Source organism: Clostridium thermosuccinogenes (genome assembly GCF_002896855.1).
Lineage (GTDB): Bacteria > Bacillota > Clostridia > Acetivibrionales > DSM-5807 > Pseudoclostridium > Pseudoclostridium thermosuccinogenes.
Map to the genome: position 1 here is coordinate 2,990,124 of NZ_CP021850.1, position 17,055 is coordinate 3,007,178.

Annotated in this window: 11 protein-coding genes and 1 pseudogene; 3 read left to right on the top strand and 9 right to left on the bottom strand. The window is 43.1% G+C overall.

Annotated features, from left to right (window positions below; genetic code table 11):
• Window positions 1-487: 487 nt before the first annotated feature.
• The 8 genes and pseudogenes from CDO33_RS21700 to CDO33_RS13130 form a co-directional block, all read right to left on the bottom strand.
• Window positions 488-592, bottom strand: a pseudogene (locus CDO33_RS21700) (DUF7010 family protein); the annotation flags it as partial.
• Between the two features lie 502 nt (window positions 593-1,094).
• Window positions 1,095-2,066: a carbohydrate kinase family protein gene (locus tag CDO33_RS13100; RefSeq protein ID WP_103083089.1), complete on the bottom strand. Its 972-nt coding sequence runs from the start codon at window positions 2,064-2,066 to the stop codon at window positions 1,095-1,097.
• A 16-nt stretch (window positions 2,067-2,082) separates the two neighbouring features.
• Window positions 2,083-3,558, bottom strand: a complete 1,476-nt coding sequence (locus CDO33_RS13105) for a glycoside hydrolase family 32 protein (RefSeq protein ID WP_192875024.1) — start codon at window positions 3,556-3,558, stop codon at window positions 2,083-2,085.
• 94 nt (window positions 3,559-3,652) lie between these two features.
• Window positions 3,653-5,395, bottom strand: coding sequence for an InlB B-repeat-containing protein (locus CDO33_RS13110; RefSeq protein ID WP_103083088.1), 1,743 nt, complete (start codon window positions 5,393-5,395; stop codon window positions 3,653-3,655).
• A gap of 81 nt (window positions 5,396-5,476) precedes the next feature.
• Window positions 5,477-7,303: an immunoglobulin-like domain-containing protein gene (locus CDO33_RS13115; RefSeq protein WP_103083087.1), complete on the bottom strand. Its 1,827-nt coding sequence runs from the start codon at window positions 7,301-7,303 to the stop codon at window positions 5,477-5,479.
• A complete protein-coding gene (locus CDO33_RS13120; protein ID WP_103083086.1) occupies window positions 7,300-9,006 on the bottom strand; it encodes a type 2 periplasmic-binding domain-containing protein in 1,707 nt (568 codons plus the stop codon). The genes CDO33_RS13115 and CDO33_RS13120 overlap by 4 nt, the downstream gene beginning before the upstream one ends.
• Before the next feature lie 40 nt (window positions 9,007-9,046).
• Complete coding sequence (locus CDO33_RS13125; protein WP_103083090.1) at window positions 9,047-9,937, bottom strand: carbohydrate ABC transporter permease; 891 nt, start codon at window positions 9,935-9,937, stop codon at window positions 9,047-9,049.
• Window positions 9,938-9,957: 20 nt separating this feature from the next.
• Window positions 9,958-10,941: an ABC transporter permease gene (locus CDO33_RS13130; protein WP_103083085.1), complete on the bottom strand. Its 984-nt coding sequence runs from the start codon at window positions 10,939-10,941 to the stop codon at window positions 9,958-9,960.
• Window positions 10,942-11,355: 414 nt separating this feature from the next.
• Between CDO33_RS13130 and CDO33_RS13135 the strand changes: the two genes are divergently transcribed.
• The 3 genes from CDO33_RS13135 to CDO33_RS13140 all read left to right on the top strand — a co-directional run bounded on the left by CDO33_RS13135 (window position 11,356) and on the right by CDO33_RS13140 (window position 14,785).
• Window positions 11,356-12,645, top strand: coding sequence for an IS110 family RNA-guided transposase (locus CDO33_RS13135; protein ID WP_027621409.1), 1,290 nt, complete (start codon window positions 11,356-11,358; stop codon window positions 12,643-12,645).
• Window positions 12,646-12,660: 15 nt separating this feature from the next.
• Entirely contained in the window at window positions 12,661-12,810 is a 150-nt protein-coding gene (locus CDO33_RS20890) for a hypothetical protein (protein ID WP_161496677.1), read from the top strand.
• 946 nt (window positions 12,811-13,756) lie between these two features.
• Complete coding sequence (locus CDO33_RS13140) at window positions 13,757-14,785, top strand: LacI family DNA-binding transcriptional regulator (RefSeq protein ID WP_103083299.1); 1,029 nt, start codon at window positions 13,757-13,759, stop codon at window positions 14,783-14,785.
• A gap of 623 nt (window positions 14,786-15,408) precedes the next feature.
• Here CDO33_RS13140 and tnpC read toward each other — a convergent pair.
• Window positions 15,409-16,992, bottom strand: a complete 1,584-nt coding sequence (gene tnpC / locus CDO33_RS13150; protein ID WP_103102819.1) for an IS66 family transposase — start codon at window positions 16,990-16,992, stop codon at window positions 15,409-15,411.
• Between the last annotated feature and the right edge of the window lie 63 nt (window positions 16,993-17,055).

Below are 17,055 nucleotides of genomic sequence, written 5' to 3' on the forward strand. Positions count from 1 at the left end.
AAGCGAACCCTTTACAATAAGAGGGACCCATATGGTATAATGGGCTAAAGTGGCAGCCAAAAGCTCCAGAGACATTCCCCTGTTACAAGGGGTGCCGCCCTGGCTGACAAACCATATGGGAGATGCTTGTTGTCAAGGGCGTGACCGGAGTGGACTTATTTTAGGAAGTCGTCTTATCTTCAATTCCCTACAGTAAATTGACTCAATCAAGATGCAGCTTGAACTTGACAGATACCAGGTTCGTAGCAAACAAGCAATAAAACGCTTCCTTACGGTTATTATGCTTACTTATGCCTTTTGTGTAAGCTTATCATCAGTGGGATATAGTACATTGAATAGCCAGCGTAAGCATGTGCGTAATGAAATCAAATATAACCTGGTTGCCTATGTTTACGAACAAGCGTGCCATGGTATTCCGTTGTCAAAGGTCAATGAATCGCTTAGTATCACTGTATAACCATTTATTGGTAGCGAATTTGCTCAATTATAGATATAACATTTGGTTTACAGAAAAAGGAACACCCAAATTAGTTAGGGGATTTTCTTTATTTTGAAAATTCACCTTTATTTCCTTCGATATTAAGTCAGCAATCCCCCAAAACCACGGCTTAAATTTTCTATAACCTCGTAGATTTGCAATGCTTTTCAGTGCTTGAAATAATATCTCTTATGTCAATTCTTCCGGTTCCTCTCACGAAAAGGTACGGGAAATTGACCATGCAAAAGTTTTATCAAGCATTTCAGAAAAACACTTATAATCCACTTTTCACCTCCTCTAATAATGAAGTGCAATAAAACACCCTGTTCTGTTTATTGCCATGTTCGTAAGCCAGTGTCATCTGTATAACAAGACCTATACCGTGGCTTAAAAGGAAAGCGCCAACCGAAGAATTGTTTTGTCCAAGAAGCTTCGCAGACTGCCATTGTCCTTCCTTGGTTAGAAAAATTTCGCCGACTTAAACACGCAAATGGTGGCGCTTCAACAGGAGAGACCACTGAACCATACATAAGATTGGTTTGCTTTAAAAACAAAATGAGGGTGATAGATAAATAGAAACTACCCCAAAATATGATAAAATTTTGGGGTAGTTTTCTTATTCCTCAATGTTTTTTGTCAGGAGGTACTCAATTTCTTCTTTCTTTGGCATCACTCTCAACGCTCCTTTCCTTGTTGTGATGAGTGATGCGGCAGCATTAGCGAAAGTGAGCATACTCAAGAGATCTTCATAACTCAGATTTTCAAGATTGTGCTCTAGAATATAGTTTAACGCGCATGCGCAGAAAGTATCCCCCGCCCCAGTTGTATCTATGGTGTTCTTCAGCGGAAAGGTTTTTACCTCTGCCTTCATACCACCATAATATGCACGACTTCCGTTTTTTCCCATAGAGAGCAAAATCAGCTTAATTCGATAGATGTCCTGCAGAAAGCTTACTCCTTCGTCGAGATCCAACCGGTCGGTAAACCATTGAAGTTCGTTATCCGAAATTTTCAGAATGTCGCATTGGCTAAGTCCAAACGCGATCTGCTTTCTGGCCTCATCCAACCTGTCCCACAACGGCTCACGCAGGTTGGGGTCGAAGGAGATCAGACAGGAGTTTTCCTTCGCGATTTGCAGTGCTTTCTTTGTTGCCTCCCGCACACCGGGATGAGTCAGAGAGAGCGAGCCAAAATGGAATATCCTGGACTGTACAATCAGTTCTTCCTGTACCTCGTGGGCACATAGTTTCATATCTGCGCCAGGGTCACGATAAAAGATGAAATCCCGGTCACCGTCAGGATGGTTATGAACAAAAGCCAAGGTTGTATGATATTTCTCATCCAAAAGAAGATTGCATGTGCAAATACCTAATTCTTCCAGAACCATTTTCAGATGCTTTCCGAAAAAGTCGTTGCCCACTTTGCCAATAAAAGCCGTCTTTTTCCCAAGTCCTGAGAGCATTGCCAGCACATTGCAGGGAGCACCGCCGGGATTGGCCTCCAGCAGGATATTGCCCTGTTCGCTTAGACCGTTTTCTGTAAAATCGATCAGGAGTTCTCCCAAAGCGGTTATATCGTAACGTTTCATTCCATTACTCCTCCCTTTACAAATCATACTTTGTTACATCCATAATAACCTCACCAATAGAACTGAACGAAATTTTTTTTGCAGCAGTATCAGTCATGATGGTGACAGTCATTACTTGTTCACCATCATTGATGAAGACTTCTGCACTGAATCTATCCAAAATGACTCTTAGCTTTAATTCACCTTTTTTGTCGGAAACCATACATTGACGCTGGTGAATACAAGCCCTACGAGAACCAGAAAACGAACGGTCAATTTTCAGTATGGACTCATATGGGCAGAAGCTCAGCACCGTTCTGTACAGTTCGTTTTGCGCAAAATTGACTTCAAACTTCTGGTATAACTTATCTTTATCCACTGCTCGAATCGAGATTTCCATCTCTACGGTTCTGCCCTCTATGCCATTCAAGGATAGTTCTCCCTGTAAAAGAACATGTTTATATTCGACCTTGTTACTTCTGTATAATTCCAGCTCTCGGATCGGTTGTTGATATAGCCGTCCATTTTTGACAGACAGTTCTCTCGGCAGGCTCATCTGTCCAAACCACGACAGGTTCTTTGCATCGACCAGTTTACAGGTATCCCAATTTTGCATCCAGCCTATCATAATACGCCTTCCGTCCGGTGCCAGCAGAGTCTGAGGTGCATAAAAGTCAATACCATAGTCAACGGCCTGATAATATTCATTGGTAAAATGCTTTTGTTCTTTATCAAGTTCACCTATCAGGCAGAGCGTACCGTTACCGTTATGAAACTCAAGCCCCTCGGGCAGCATATCCTGCGGGCTGGTAAGGAGAATATACTTTCCGTCTAAAAGGAAAAAATCCGGACATTCCCACATCAATCCAAAGCGGCCATCATTCCTTACAAGGACACTCTCATATTTCCAGTTAAAGGCGTCTTTGCTGCTGAAAAGAAGAATAACTCCGAGATTTCTTTGATCGCATCCTCCCACGACACAACGATAGCTTCCGTCCTTTTCCCTCCAGATCTTTGGATCTCTGAAATTGCTTCGACTCATTCCTTTGGGTAGATGATTCCCATCGATCACCGGATTCTGAGAGTATTTTCTATAATTCAAGCCATCTCCAATAGCAATGCACTGTGTTTGGAATTCCTCTCCGGTATTGCTGTCCTTGTGTACACCAGTGTACATAAGTAAATGCTCTCCATTGGGAAGCTCAACCGCACTTCCAGAAAAGCAACCAAACGAATCGTAGGATTTATCAGGTACCAAAGCCACAGGCATATAGTGCCAGTGAATCAAATCTTTGCTAACAGCGTGACCCCAATGCATGGAACCCCAAACCGTGTCATAAGGATTGTATTGATAAAACAGATGATATTCACCTTTATAATAAGAAAATCCGTTTGGATCGTTCATCCAGCCCACATAAGGTGATAGATGGAATTTGGGCCGGGATGTATCCGGGATACGTCTTGCCGCTTCTTCTTCATATGCTTGCGCAAGTAGTAACTTTTGACTTATCACTGTTTTCCTCCTCTTAAGTCTAGATTTTATCCGGTTTACTGAAAGATAATATTCAATTGATTTATACGCACAATACATGGACACAAGCAAATACTCACATGGTATACTCCCGCAGAGACGAAAATACAACGCTGTTGTTCTCTGCAAAGAGTCGAATTGCTTTCCCGTTTACCCCATACAGTCGTACAGTAAGCGCCGCCAAACCGTCAATGTAGAAGATCCCGACGGAACCCTCCTGGATATAGGTGAAAGAATAGTCTCTACCGGCTTCCAGAACAGCATCTGTTTCAGAGATCAGTGTTTTCCCGCCGTTGAAATATAGCTGCAGCTTGTTATTAGCAGGATCAATGGAAATGAGTTTATAATTATCAGCCTGGCCGTCGTAATCAAAGGCAAGGCCAAAGCTACCATTGCCTGTAAAACAGAACTCACCGGTTAGCATAAATCTCTCAAAGGCAGTAAATACTTCTTTATAACTATAGAGGGCACCTGACTCTAACAGAGCGCCTGTACCATCCAAAATCAAAGCACGACGTACGGCAAAGGCATCATAAAACTTATCCAAAGGAGAAAGAATCAGGCTGCGGTCTTCTTTTTGAACAAGTTTCTGTACAACAAGGTTACCGCCCCATCCGGAGACCTCCTGTGTGGAAGATGGGGATTCTGATCTTCGTGCCCAGCCTACCATATAAGTATACTCTCCATCCGAAACGTGCTTGGCTGCATAAAAGAGCTTTCCTTCTAGGCGCTTTGGCTCTGAGTAAGGGCCAAATTGATTGTCAGCGAAAGCATACCAAAGCGTATCGTTTTGTGCTGAGTAGGTGATATACCACTTGTTACCAAGTTTAAAGGTGTCGCTACACTCAAGATTCCAAAAATCACCTGTGGGATCGGTAAATATGATGCCATCATACTGCACGTTCATTAAATCAGCACTAATTGTATATTTCAGGATCCGTGCCACATTATTCTGAGAAGCCGTTACAGTAAGTGTGATCACGTTATTTTCAGCATCATAGTATGCTTGCGGGTCACGAAAATCATTTTTCTGTCCAAGTTCAGCAGGTGGTGTTATCTCCCAGCCAACAATCTTTTTAAACTCAGTCGGACTCCTTCCTTCCGCTATCATTATTTTTTCTTTATACTCGTAATGATCGGAAGAAGCGTGCCCTGTATAGAAGAAGTAATACTTCTCTCCGACTTTTACAACAGAACCCGTACCGATCCATCCATCCTGGCCACCGCTGCGTGAAGCCTCCAACACCGGTTCGTCATATTCCTTATAGTTGAGGAAATCTTTTGTGGTAACAAGATAAATCGAGTGATTGTAGGAGTCTCCACCGTCTTTCAAATAATAAATATAATAGACACCGTCTTCATAGTAAGGCATAGGATCGCCTACATAGGGCTGATTCACACCGTCTTTTTCAGGAAGGAAAAAAAGTCTATAATCATAGGCCATTTCCTGACTGCCTGGCGTTCTCAAGTTTGTGAAATCTTTGTCTGTATCAGGATATTTGATCTCGTCTCCGCTATCCCTGTCCCAGCCTGCATACAGCGTAAGTTCAGAGTAAACTTTGTCTTTTTCAAAATCCCACTTTTCAATCAAGCCTTTATCCTTAAACCATCCGAGAAACACATAACCATCCCGTGTGGGAGCATCAAGTTCTTCAAGTTTCGATCCCATGTGTACCGTTTGGCTGCCTATCTCTCCGCATCCATAATAGTTTCCATTGAAGTGAACGGTGACTGGTGCTCCGGACTGTCTGCAACTACAAAGCAGAACACTGACAATCAAGCACAGGGCAATCCATAGTACAACATCCTTGTTTCTCATATTTATTGACTCCTTGACTTATTTTGCATACTTATTTGCAGGGAGATGCGCTTATCATCCCCCTGCAAGCAGATAATAGGATCAGATGACACTCATCTGGTAAATCGTAATATCGCTGAACTCAACGGTTACTTCACCAAGCTGCGCCAAGTCTTCAGACCCGAACTGGAACAACAGCTCAAAGTCCATGTCTGTAATAAAGATATCGGTTGTGGTGAATTTGAAAGTCTGCTCCTCGGTGGTAATATCCAGTCGTTCGGATAGACGGGGGTCCCAACCACCGATGGGGTTGAGGAACAGGCCACAGGAAACATTCTTTGTTGCCTTTACTTTAATCTCAATTGCGTAATAGCTGTCGGCTTTCAGCATCAGAGGATTGCCGTTATATCCGCAGATAAGTTTATTATGCCAGTCAGTGGTACCGCCTTGATCAATTCGGTAGAATAAGCTTCCATTTTCGGTCCAGATGGTGCCGACACCACGATCATAGTCCTCATCAGTGCCATTGAAAACAGCCCACGGATACTCAGGATTTGTGGCATTATAGCTGCTGTTACCAAAGGCAATGAAGTTGTCAATGGTCTTTTTGACCTCCTTATCACCCTCAACCTTACCGAATACCACATCACTGATGTCCAGTGAATTGGAGCTTACACCGTCAGAGGGATTACCGATTTGCAGGCGGATGACAGGATCAGAGATCGCACGGTCAGCGGTAAAGGTCCCGGATATTTCAATTTCCTCACCAGCTGCCACAGTAAAGCCGTTGAAGTGAACTCGGTTTTTATCGTACTGGGCGGCGCTCTCTACAATGCACTCGCCGGATTGCGCATTCTTAGCTTTCAGCTTTAAGCTGTAATAATATTTTGTACCATTTTCTATTGTCTGATCACCCAGCTCAATATTGGACTTGATGCTCCAAACACCGCCGTTGGTGGGATATGAGGTGATATTCACAGTCGCAGCATCATCACTAAAGCTTACATTGGCCACTGCACCGTCACCGGCTTCCACCGTAACACCTTTACCGGTAGAAAAATTTGATGTATAGGCTGGTATCAGGGTTTCATCACCGGTAATTTCATATATCTCAATCTTGTCGATGGTCACTGTAAAATTCTCAGGAGTGGTATCGGAGGGGTTATCGGGATTCGGAGTGATCTTGCCCAGATTCAGCAGAAGTTCGGCACTGCCCTTACCTTTGGAAGTAAAGTTGAGTTCCAGAGGTGATATCTCCTTACCAATAACGACATTGTAGGCGCCACCAAATGTAGCCCAGCCATCTGCATCTTCATCACGAGCAATGATGTGGCAGTATGTATCAGCTGTGGATTTTGCCCAGATCTTGATACGATAGTCAGCTGCTTTGAGAGCAAAACCGGGTTTTGCAAGCTGAATATCGCCGTCACCGTTTCCAGGAGAAGCAATCTCAAACACATAAGCTCCCTGCTTCATCTCGGCGCTGGCATCAACACCATCGGCAATACGCGCTTCCCAGCCCCTGTTATCAGTGGCGGGCTGTGTACTGAAATCAAAGTCCTTATAAACAACGGCATCGCCTGTCTTTCTGGTCACAGTAAGGGTCGCGTAAGCCTCAGCCTTCAAGCCACCCTTGTCAGCAACGGAATAAGTGAGCTCATAAGTGCCTTCTTCTTCAGGAGTAACCTTACCATTTTTAAATTCAAGAGGAGGGTTGGAGTCGATAACAATCTTCGAGGTCAGATCTCCATCCTCAGCATCTAAGGCAGTGACACCTTCGAATGCATCAAACTCGGAGCCAACGACAACCGTCATATCACGAACACCAGAAATAGTCGGCGCAGTATTCTTACTGTTGCCGCATGCGGCAAGAGAAAGGAGCAGTGTAAAGGCTAAAACGAGCGCTAGGATCTTACGATTGTCTTTCATTTTAATTTCCTCCCATCATTTTTTATATATCTGTCATAGGCATCCTGATAGACCTGACGGATACTCTCAATGTTGAGCTTCCCTTTTAATTCATCCTGGAAAGATGCCCATTCGGAATCGGATACGCCACCGTTAAGCAGCCAGCGGATCAGGTTCGTACGAATGTAGTCATTTAGATTACTCTCATATTTTGTAAGCTTATTGAGCTCCTCAAGGGTAAACTGCAGATTTACCGGACAGGGTTTCACACCTTCAGGCACATAGGGTTTTACATAAGCATCCAGACGTTCCAAACGCAGCTTAGCACGAGGTTCCATATTAACCACATTGTTCCATGCGTAATCAGAGAGATAAATAATACCGAGCGGGGCGTTCTGCAAGCGAAGCTCGTCAGCAGTCATACCTTCGGGAATTTCTTTCTGAACGAGCATTCCTTTTTCGTCCAACTCTTCCTTATAAACGATGCCAATGGGACCGTAGTTAATCTGAGCTGAAATGAAAGGATCGTAATAGCGATCAAAATAAGCGAGAAGAACTTCAACATTCGGGCAGTCGGCAAAAATAACTAGTTCTCCTGTACCGACCTCCGGGTTGTTGGAAACGCAAACCGTCTGATCTCCGTGTGGGCCAATGATTGGAGCACAGACTATGTAATTTTCTGGGTTGGAAACCACGGTTTCGCTCTCCCACCAGTAGAAAGCTCCATAGATTTCAAGACCCTTGCCGTTGGCCAAGAAGTTATCCTGTGACTGTTCAAATGAGACCTTATCGATAAGACCTTCGGAAACCCATCTGGCAATAAAATTGGTTGCCTCTTTGAATCTCTCATCCTGTATGGTATAGATCACCTGATCGTTCACAACAACCCGATGCTCCAGATTGTCGTTGAGACCGAACATTCCATAAAGATCACATTGGTTGCCTTGCCAGTTGTTGTAGACAAAACTCAGGGGACGCTCATCATTGACATCGCCGTTGCCATTCATGTCGTTTTCCTTGAAATAGCGGAGCATGGCTTCCATCTGTTCACAAGTGAGAGCAAGGCCATCCTTAAGATCATCCACACTGAGACCATTTAGTGCGCTGGCCTCAATGGCTTTGGCAGCCCAGTTCTTATTCAAGTAAAGAATGTTGGGATGCTGCAGTAAACCCATCTCTTCAATGCGCGGAAGGGAGTAAATTTTTCCGTCTTCCACATTAATAAGTTGATTTTTGATGTCGGGACGCTCCTCCAGGATTTTGGAGAAGTTTGGCATGTACTCGAGATAATCACTGATGGGAAGCAATACTTTTCGTCTTGCATACTTGATGATCTCACCAGTAGTCATACCTGCATGATAAATAGCATCCGGACGGTCTTCCGAGTTGCCAAAAATCAGGTTTTTCTGCTGGGAGTATACGGACTCTGACACGTTCTCCCATACTACATTGACATTTGTCATCTTATACAGATCCTGCATGACTTTCATGTCGTTGTAGTCCAGAGCGGAAGCATTCTTTGAGGAATAGACTCTGAAAGTCAGCTCCTTAGCGCCCTTTTCATTGAGGATAGGAGCAGAAGTATCCGTCCACTGGAAACCGTATTCGGAAACCAGTTTCTCAACACCAGCACCCTCTTTCTTGTCGGATTTCTCGCTGTTTCCACAGGCCACCAGAGACAGAACTAGCACCCCCGAAAGCAGGATCGCTATCCACTTTTTCATGTTATCAATCCTCCTTATTCTTTATGATATGGATGCGATATTAGTTTTTCAGTGAGCCGATCATGATACCCTGGGCGAAGTATTTCTGCACAAAAGGATACAGCATCAAAATCGGCAGACTTGACACAATAACGGAAATATATTTGATCTGATTCGCCAAACGATACTGTTCAAGGATTGTCTCACCGCTGCCACCAACGGTACTTTCCGTGGCAATCAAGATCTCTTTCAGAACGAGTTGCAGTGGATACATACTTTCGTCTCGAAGGAAGATCATTGCATTAAAGTAGCTATTCCACTGACCCACACCGTAATACAGAGCCATGGTCGCGATGATTGCCTTGGACAGGGGAATAACTATCGAGAAGAATATTCTAAACTGGCCCGCACCATCGATCTTAGCTGCTTCGATCAGGCTGCTGTTAATGCTCGATTGAAAGAAAGCCTTCGTCATGAACAGATTCCACACCGACAATATTGAAGGCAGTATGACTGCCCACATGGTGTTGTTGAGGCGCAGGCTGCTCATGACGTTGTAAAAGGGAATCAGGCCGCCACCAAAGAACATGGGGATGATGAAATAGATCATAAATGTCTTTCTTCCCAGGAGAGTTTTTCGGCTAAGCGCCCAACCTGCAGGAATTGTTACGACGAGAGAAAGTATAACCGTAAGAGCCGTATAAATGATGGTATTGAGATAACCCCTCCACACATCCTGCCGCTCCATGATCTTGGCATAGCCTGAGAATGTGATCTGTACAGGATAGAGAATTACCTTGCCGGAGAGCACCGCGTCTGGGTCGGAGATCGAGGCGATAATGACAAAGTACAGAGGATAGAGGATAACTAAAGTTACCAGGACGAGGAAGACTTCAATGATGGCGTAGAATATCTTATCACCAAGTGTATCTTTCAAATCTTTTTGTTTCATTGACACCCTCATGCCCTCCTTTACCATAAAGAGTTCTCTGAGAACTTCCTAGCCATTGTATTAGCAATAATAAGAAGTACCAAATTAATCAAGGAATTAAAAGAACCGATGGTTGTCGCATAAGCTTGATCAGGTACACCAGTTAAACCACGTTTATACACGTATGTGGAAATCAGCTCGCTGACAGCAAGGTTGCCGTCAGTCTGCATCAACAGCGCTTTCTCATAGCCGACACCCATCAGCCCACCGATGGACATGATAAGCATCACGCTGACCATGGGCATTATAGCGGGCAAGTCAACGTGGATAATGCGCTGAAACCGGGTCGCGCCATCCAAAATAGCTGCTTCATGCTGCTCATGATCAACATTAGCGAGGGCCGCAATGTAAATAACTGAGCTCCAGCCAAAATCCTGCCAGTTGCTGGACAAGATATAGAGCGGACGAAATGCCGAGGCCTCAAGAAAGTAGGAAATACGTTCGCCACCCAGGCTTACCGCAATATTATTCACAAGTCCGTAGCGGCCGAAGAAAAGCTGCAGCATACCGACCAAAACGACCAAAGAGATAAAGTGAGGTGCAATGAATATCGTATGCAACGTCTTGCTCATCTTCCTGCTTTTGAGTGCATTGAGCATCAGAGCCATGATGATCGGTAGTGGAAAACCGATGATAAAACCATAGATACATAGCAAAAAGGTGTTCTTCATCAGCGGCCAGAATTGGGGATCATTGAAAAAGCGGGAGAAGTTTTCAAAGCCCACCCAGATTGTTGTATCTGAAAGAATCTTATCGCCGGGCACAAAATCCTGAAACGCAATCAGAATACCGTAGATGGGCAGATAGCTGAACAAAAAAACGACCAGCACCGCAGGAAAGAGCATAATCATAAACGGTAGATTTTCTTTTAAATGTCTTAGCTTTTCGCTCTCAGGCGTCATTCTCAAAAACGCTTTCTGGCGGGAGAGAAGTGATTCCTTTGGAGCTCTATTTGTTGCTTCCATTGATTCTCCTCCTTGTACAATTAATATTGTATTAAATCAGTGACCAAAGCCACTGTTTGACCCATCAATTTTTATAGTTAACATAACATTTTAAGCTTCATACTTTTCCAAACATCAAGCACATCATCCGGCTTCACATCTTAGCCATTATGCCAGCATCTGTTGGCCTGAACTTTGACAATCATGTATAATATTTTCCGGACTTGGAAGGTGTGTGTTTCACCTCCTGGGACGGACCTTAGCGGGCCGATTACCCGTAAAAAAGAGTATTTATCCATTCCGGTAAGTCTACATGATTTGGCTGGTTGAGGCCAGCTTAAAGCTGGTTCCTCGTGTCACATGCAAGGTTGTTTGCTTACATGGGAAGGAATGGAGACTTTTAAGTCCATTCATCTTGTAAAGGAGGCATTTTTTATGAATTTCAGACCTATGGCAGGAATCGATGTAGGTAAATTCTTTAGTGAGATGGCAATTCTTTCTCCATCCAATGAAGTAATTGCCCGCATGAAGATCCGCCATGATTCCAGTTCTGACGTTGAAAGAGCCGTTAAATTACTGAAAAAAACGGAAAAGGACTTTGATTCTAGGCCTTTCGTCGTCATGGAATCCACCGGGCACTATCACAAAATCCTTTTCCATTCACTTTGTAAAGCTGGATTTGAGGTTTCCATCATAAACCCCATCCAAACTGATTCTATCAAAAATATTGGAATCAGGAAAGTGAAAAATGATAAAGTTGATGCCCGGAAAATTGCCCTGCTATACAGATTTCAGGAGCTTAAAACTACTAATATCCCAGATGAAGATATTGAATGTCTGCGAAGCCTTTGCCGACAGTACTACAAGCTCTCTGACGAACTTACTGCCTACAAAAACAGGCTTACAGGTATTGTTGACCAACTCATGCTAAACTTCAAGGATGTATTCCCTAACATCTTTTCAAAGGCTGCTCTCGCAGTATTAGAAAAATATCCTACGCCTGTGCATATTCTTAAAGCCAACAGAAACAAGTTGATTGCACTGATACAAAAGAATTCCCGCAGAAGCCTTAAGTGGTCAACTGCAAAGTATGAGCTTTTGGTCTCCAAGGCCAGAGAATTTGCACCTTTGAGCATTAATAACTCTTCAAATATTGCCATGCTTGGGGTGTATATCTCTATGATTAAAACCTTGGAGGAAAACCTTGAGAAAGTCCTCAAAGCCATTCGTTCATTGATTGCTGAAGATATGGCAAAGGACATACCCATGCTGGCACTGACTCTCGAGCTTCTACAAAGCATTCCAGGTATAGGACTTATCTCTGCTGTTACCATTCTGGCTGAAATTGGCGACTTTTCAGCTTTTTCAAAGCCAGGCAAGCTAGTTGCTTATTTCGGCATTGACCCCTCTGTAATGCAGTCCGGAGAGTTTACCGGCACACAAAACAAGATGTCAAAAAGGGGGTCAAGGCTGCTTCGCAGGGTACTTTTCACAATTGCTCTTGCTAATATCCGCACTAAGCGTGACAAAACAGCTTGCAACCCTGTACTGATGGAATATTACAAAAACAAATGCCAGAACAAGCCTAAAAAAGTGGCCTTAGGAGCTGTTATGCGTAAGCTTGTTAATTATATTTTTGCTGTTCTTAGGGATAGAAAGCCTTATCAGCTACGTAGCCCTCAGGAACATGCGAAGAATCTTGCAGCAAAGCATACAGCAGCTTAATAGTACTGTTACTTGATGTTTAGTTTTCAAAGAGCAACTTACTATTTTGGACCAGCTATTTTATGTCTACTTCACCTGGGTGGTCTTGTTGTCATGCCTTTTTTAGCTCATGTGTTTTTTGAAAAATTCTTTTATTTTTCAAAAAAAGCTCTTGACTTTAATTAGCTGGTCTTATTGTATGTATTGAGTATCAGAAGCCCACTTTTTTTATAGACAGGAGCGTTGTTCGGGACTGAATTGTCATAACAACAGTTGAGGTTGTTTCCTTTTCTCTTGTCGAAGCGCTAGGTGAGATATAGCTTTATGACTTTTGACATGCTTTCCTTTTCCTCCTTTTTATACACAACCGGAATATTTAGAAGCGAGTTAGAACAATGTTTACATTATTATGTTTTTTGTTTACAAAATGTAAACCTTATTACAAAAATAGTATATAATATACTGTGCAAAATGTCAATATGCAATTGTGCAATTTATAAATTTTTAAATGTAGGTTAATCTTATGCCTGAGATAATAATAGAACAAAATAATAATATAATCAATTATATAAAAATGCTAAAATTGCCTTATCTGCATAAACATTTACAATTTACTGCACAACACTAATAACGACACTTAATTTACAATTTGCTGTATTGTGCAATTTTACCATTTTGTAAACCGCTTAAGTAACTCTTATTTACACTAAAATGATTATCACTCGATTTCATAAGTTTACATTATTAAGTGAATTGTTATAGGGTATAAGGATTCTTGCGCCCAACAATATAATATTGCTAAAAAGATGACATCCTGTTAGAATATAAAATAAACAATAGATTTTACAGTAGATGACATGTAAACCAATACAGCATTTCAAGGTGCTTTGGGTAATGAGATTTGAAAAACAGTGAAAAAAATCTATCAATGAAAGAACTGACTTGGCAGCCTTTTATTCAGGGATGGGAGGGAAGACATAAAGACATATGTAGCATGTGAAAGAAAACTGTCGACGCTAAGAATTATAAAATGTGCGACATCATTAATTTTCACATTTTGCACATATTTATTTTCCTAATCAACCGTGATATAAGGTAGACTAGTAAACAATCAAGTGAAAGGAAACTGCTTATGGCTCGCAAAAGAGTTACTATGCAGGACATTGCCGATGCCTGCGGTTTGTCACGAAATACCGTATCCAAAATATTCAACGAGCGAGGCACCGTCTCAGAGGCCACGCGTAAGAAGATTACAAAGGCGGCACAAGAGCTCGGATACTTTCAGTTTCTGGAGGAGAAAACTTCGAAGCCAGGTACACATAGTCAGAACATTGCACTGCTGACACACAGTAAACCAATGAACCATAATTTTGGTTCATCCTTTATCATTAATTTCACCGATCAGCTCTGTCGTGCCGGATATACGCTGAAGATGTATGAGATCTCTACGGAGGAGCTCACTCAAAAGAAGCTGCCGCCTCATCTGATGTTGGAAAATACGGTTGGTATCCTCGGTATTGAGCTATTTGACCGTGACTATCTGCATATGATATGCGGTCTGGGATTGCCCACTATTTTTGTAGACGGCTACGCTCATGTGAATAGCTCCTTGCTGTGTTGCGACTTAATATCAATGGAAAATATCGCAAGCATCATTGCATTAACGGAGCGCCTGATCGCCTCCGGTGCAAAAAGAATCGGCTTTGTAGGTGATATCAACCATTGCAACAGCTTCTATGAGCGCTGGATCGGTTTTTGTACGGCTCTCGGTAGCGCAGGTCTTCCTCTTGATCATAGTCTTTGCATCCTCGCCAAGGATGAAGAGCCCTATGGTGACGTCGATTGGCTTTTTGCCCGGCTTGAGGAAATGCCATCCATACCAGATGCCTTTGTTTGTGCTAACGACTTCCTGGCCATTCATCTCATGGCGGCTCTAAAGAAAAAGGGGTTATCCATTCCCGCTGATGTTATGGTAACTGGATTTGACGGCTCACCAGAGTCTGCCGTTGTAGAACCGCCCTTGACCACTGTGCAGATTCCAAGCGCTGATATTGGTCGTCTTGCTGCAGACATTCTGCTTGACAGGATTCAAAACCCGGATCGTCCTTTCAGATTCACTTATGTAAAAACCATCCCTGTATGGCGGGACAGCATTCGGTAATATCAAAAATTTATTTTTAAAGAGGCACCCGGAGCGAGTCTTTCTTCAGGTGCCTCCATTTATATGCGTTCAGTATGGGCACACCCAAACGAAAAATAGAGAGTAAATGCCCCTCTAGTTTTATCTTGCATAAATACATACCCATTGCTTGACAACCATGCCAAAGATAATCCCAGAGGAGCATCTTTGCGAGTCAATGGTGCCACAACCTTTATAGAAGCCAGCCGTTCTCTTTCAAGATCGATGTTGAGAATCCCTATGGGCTGGCCCGCCTTGGCCGGAGCATTGACCATTTTAGGAATCTCCAGGATTTCGCTTATCTTTCCCTTGCTGTCCTTCTAAAGTCTTGAAACTCTTTATTTATAGCCTCTTTCAGTTCTTCTATTTTTCAACCCTTGACATCAATACTAATGCCTCCACATGGCCCGTGCTGATGAAATTGATATCTGCGGGCTATTTTTTATAGTATCTGTTCGCGGTAACATGTCGATGACTTTTTGGCTGTTTTGATGAAAACAAATGTTCAATGAAACATATCACTCCACTTACATAGCAAAAGTATTACTTTTTTACCTGATTTGCTTTTACATTCTATCAGGCACTTCTATTGTAAGCGCTTAATTTTAGGGTGCCTTGTATGAATCATTACGGCACCAGGAGGGTAGTTCAGGTGACCACGGTAGATAAGGTGTCAGAGATTCATGCGTCAATTCCTTTAAGCTTGGTAAATTTGTCAGTAGATGCACCGAATACATATATGGATTAAGTTGATTTGCTTTGGCAGTTTCTATCATGCTGTAGACAATAGCACTGGCCTTGGCTCCGCGAGTTGTGTCGGCAAACAGCCAGTTCTTCCTGCCTGTGACATACGGACGAATGGCATTTTCGGCTCGATTGTTGGAAAGCTCGATTCGTCCATCCAACAGGAAACGATTCAATGATTCCTTTTGATTCAATGCATATGTGATCGCTTTCCCCAGATTGGAGTTTGGCAGCGGATTTAGTTGTTGCACCCATTCCCAGAACTCATCAAGAAGGGGTTTCATATTTTTAAGTCGTTCTTCATACCGCCTTTCAGCGGATAGTTCCTCCCATTTCTTGTCCATGGCAAACAGACGGTTACAATAATCATATCCGATAGCCGCCTTGGAAGTCTTAGTGTCAGCCCCCTGGGGAATTGCTTCTTCGAATTTGCGTTGTAAATGAGCCCAACATCCACAATGTATAACATCAGGCACTGCATTGTAGCCACTATAGCCATCTGTCTGAAGGTAACCCGAAAAACCCTCAAGAAATCTTCGGGCATGCTGGCCGGATCGTGTCGGTTGGTATTCAAATAAAACAGCCGGGGTTGGACTTCGCCCGGAAGTGTAGACCCACATCCGCGATTCTGTCGTTGCTTTCCGTCCCGGTTCTTTTAATACCTGCAGTACAGTTTCGTCTGCATGAATCAGGGGTTCGGAAATCAAGTGCTTATGAATGGCATTGTACATTGGTTCAAGCCATTCATGGCTTGGACGTATGATCCAGTTTGCCAGGGTGGCTCTGGAAAGTGTCACCCCCTGATTTGCCCAGTCTTTCTCCTGCCGGTATAAAGGCATTCCGTTGGCATATTTCTGATACATAACATAAGCAACTGTTGAGGCAGAAGCAAGGCTGCGTTTCATGACCGGGGCTGGAACCGGCGCTTTGACAATGTTGGCATCTCCGGTTTCCTTCTCGCAGACGGTACACACATAATTAAAACGAATGTATCTCAATACTCTTACTTGGGCAGGGATAATCTCAAGTTCATCCCTGACATGCTCCTTGCCCAGATATCTAAGGTCAGCCTGGCAAATACCGCAAGAGCGCTTGTCCTCGTCAAGGTCACAAACAACCTCCACTACAGGAACTGTCTGTGCCAGTTCTTCCTTTGTTCTTTTAGGTTTTCTGGTATGGGCAGCCACAATTGTCTGTACGGTAGGTTCTTCTGCTTTGTTGTTCGCTTCGACCTCTGCTTCGTTGAAAAGTGAGATTTGATCGTTGTCTTCTCCTAAAACATAACGACGCTTTTCGCTGGATTGGCCGTATAGAGCTTTTTGGGATTTGATAAGAAGCTCTGTAAGCTGGTTGATACGGATTTGCTGGTTTTCCACTATTTTTTCCAGAGTGGAAACATATTCAATTTGTTCTGGCGTAAGCCCTGTAAAATTTATCTTTTGCATAAGATAATTGTACCATATTTCACCTGAAAAATCCAGCTTAAATGCTGTAAAATCAATACTTTT

Bases quoted from the DNA above. Each gene is read 5' to 3' on its own strand.
- CDO33_RS13135 (WP_027621409.1), top strand. From the start codon at position 11,356: ATGAATTTCAGACCTATGGCAGGAATCGATGTAGGTAAATTCTTTAGT.
- CDO33_RS13110 (WP_103083088.1), bottom strand. From the start codon at position 5,395: ATGAGAAACAAGGATGTTGTACTATGGATTGCCCTGTGCTTGATTGTC.
- CDO33_RS13120 (WP_103083086.1), bottom strand. From the start codon at position 9,006: ATGAAAAAGTGGATAGCGATCCTGCTTTCGGGGGTGCTAGTTCTGTCT.
- CDO33_RS13125 (WP_103083090.1), bottom strand. From the start codon at position 9,937: ATGAAACAAAAAGATTTGAAAGATACACTTGGTGATAAGATATTCTAC.
- CDO33_RS13130 (WP_103083085.1), bottom strand. From the start codon at position 10,941: ATGGAAGCAACAAATAGAGCTCCAAAGGAATCACTTCTCTCCCGCCAG.
- CDO33_RS13100 (WP_103083089.1), bottom strand. From the start codon at position 2,066: ATGAAACGTTACGATATAACCGCTTTGGGAGAACTCCTGATCGATTTT.
- CDO33_RS13115 (WP_103083087.1), bottom strand. From the start codon at position 7,303: ATGAAAGACAATCGTAAGATCCTAGCGCTCGTTTTAGCCTTTACACTG.
- CDO33_RS13140 (WP_103083299.1), top strand. From the start codon at position 13,757: ATGGCTCGCAAAAGAGTTACTATGCAGGACATTGCCGATGCCTGCGGT.
- tnpC (WP_103102819.1), bottom strand. From the start codon at position 16,992: ATGCAAAAGATAAATTTTACAGGGCTTACGCCAGAACAAATTGAATAT.
- CDO33_RS20890 (WP_161496677.1), top strand. From the start codon at position 12,661: ATGTTTAGTTTTCAAAGAGCAACTTACTATTTTGGACCAGCTATTTTA.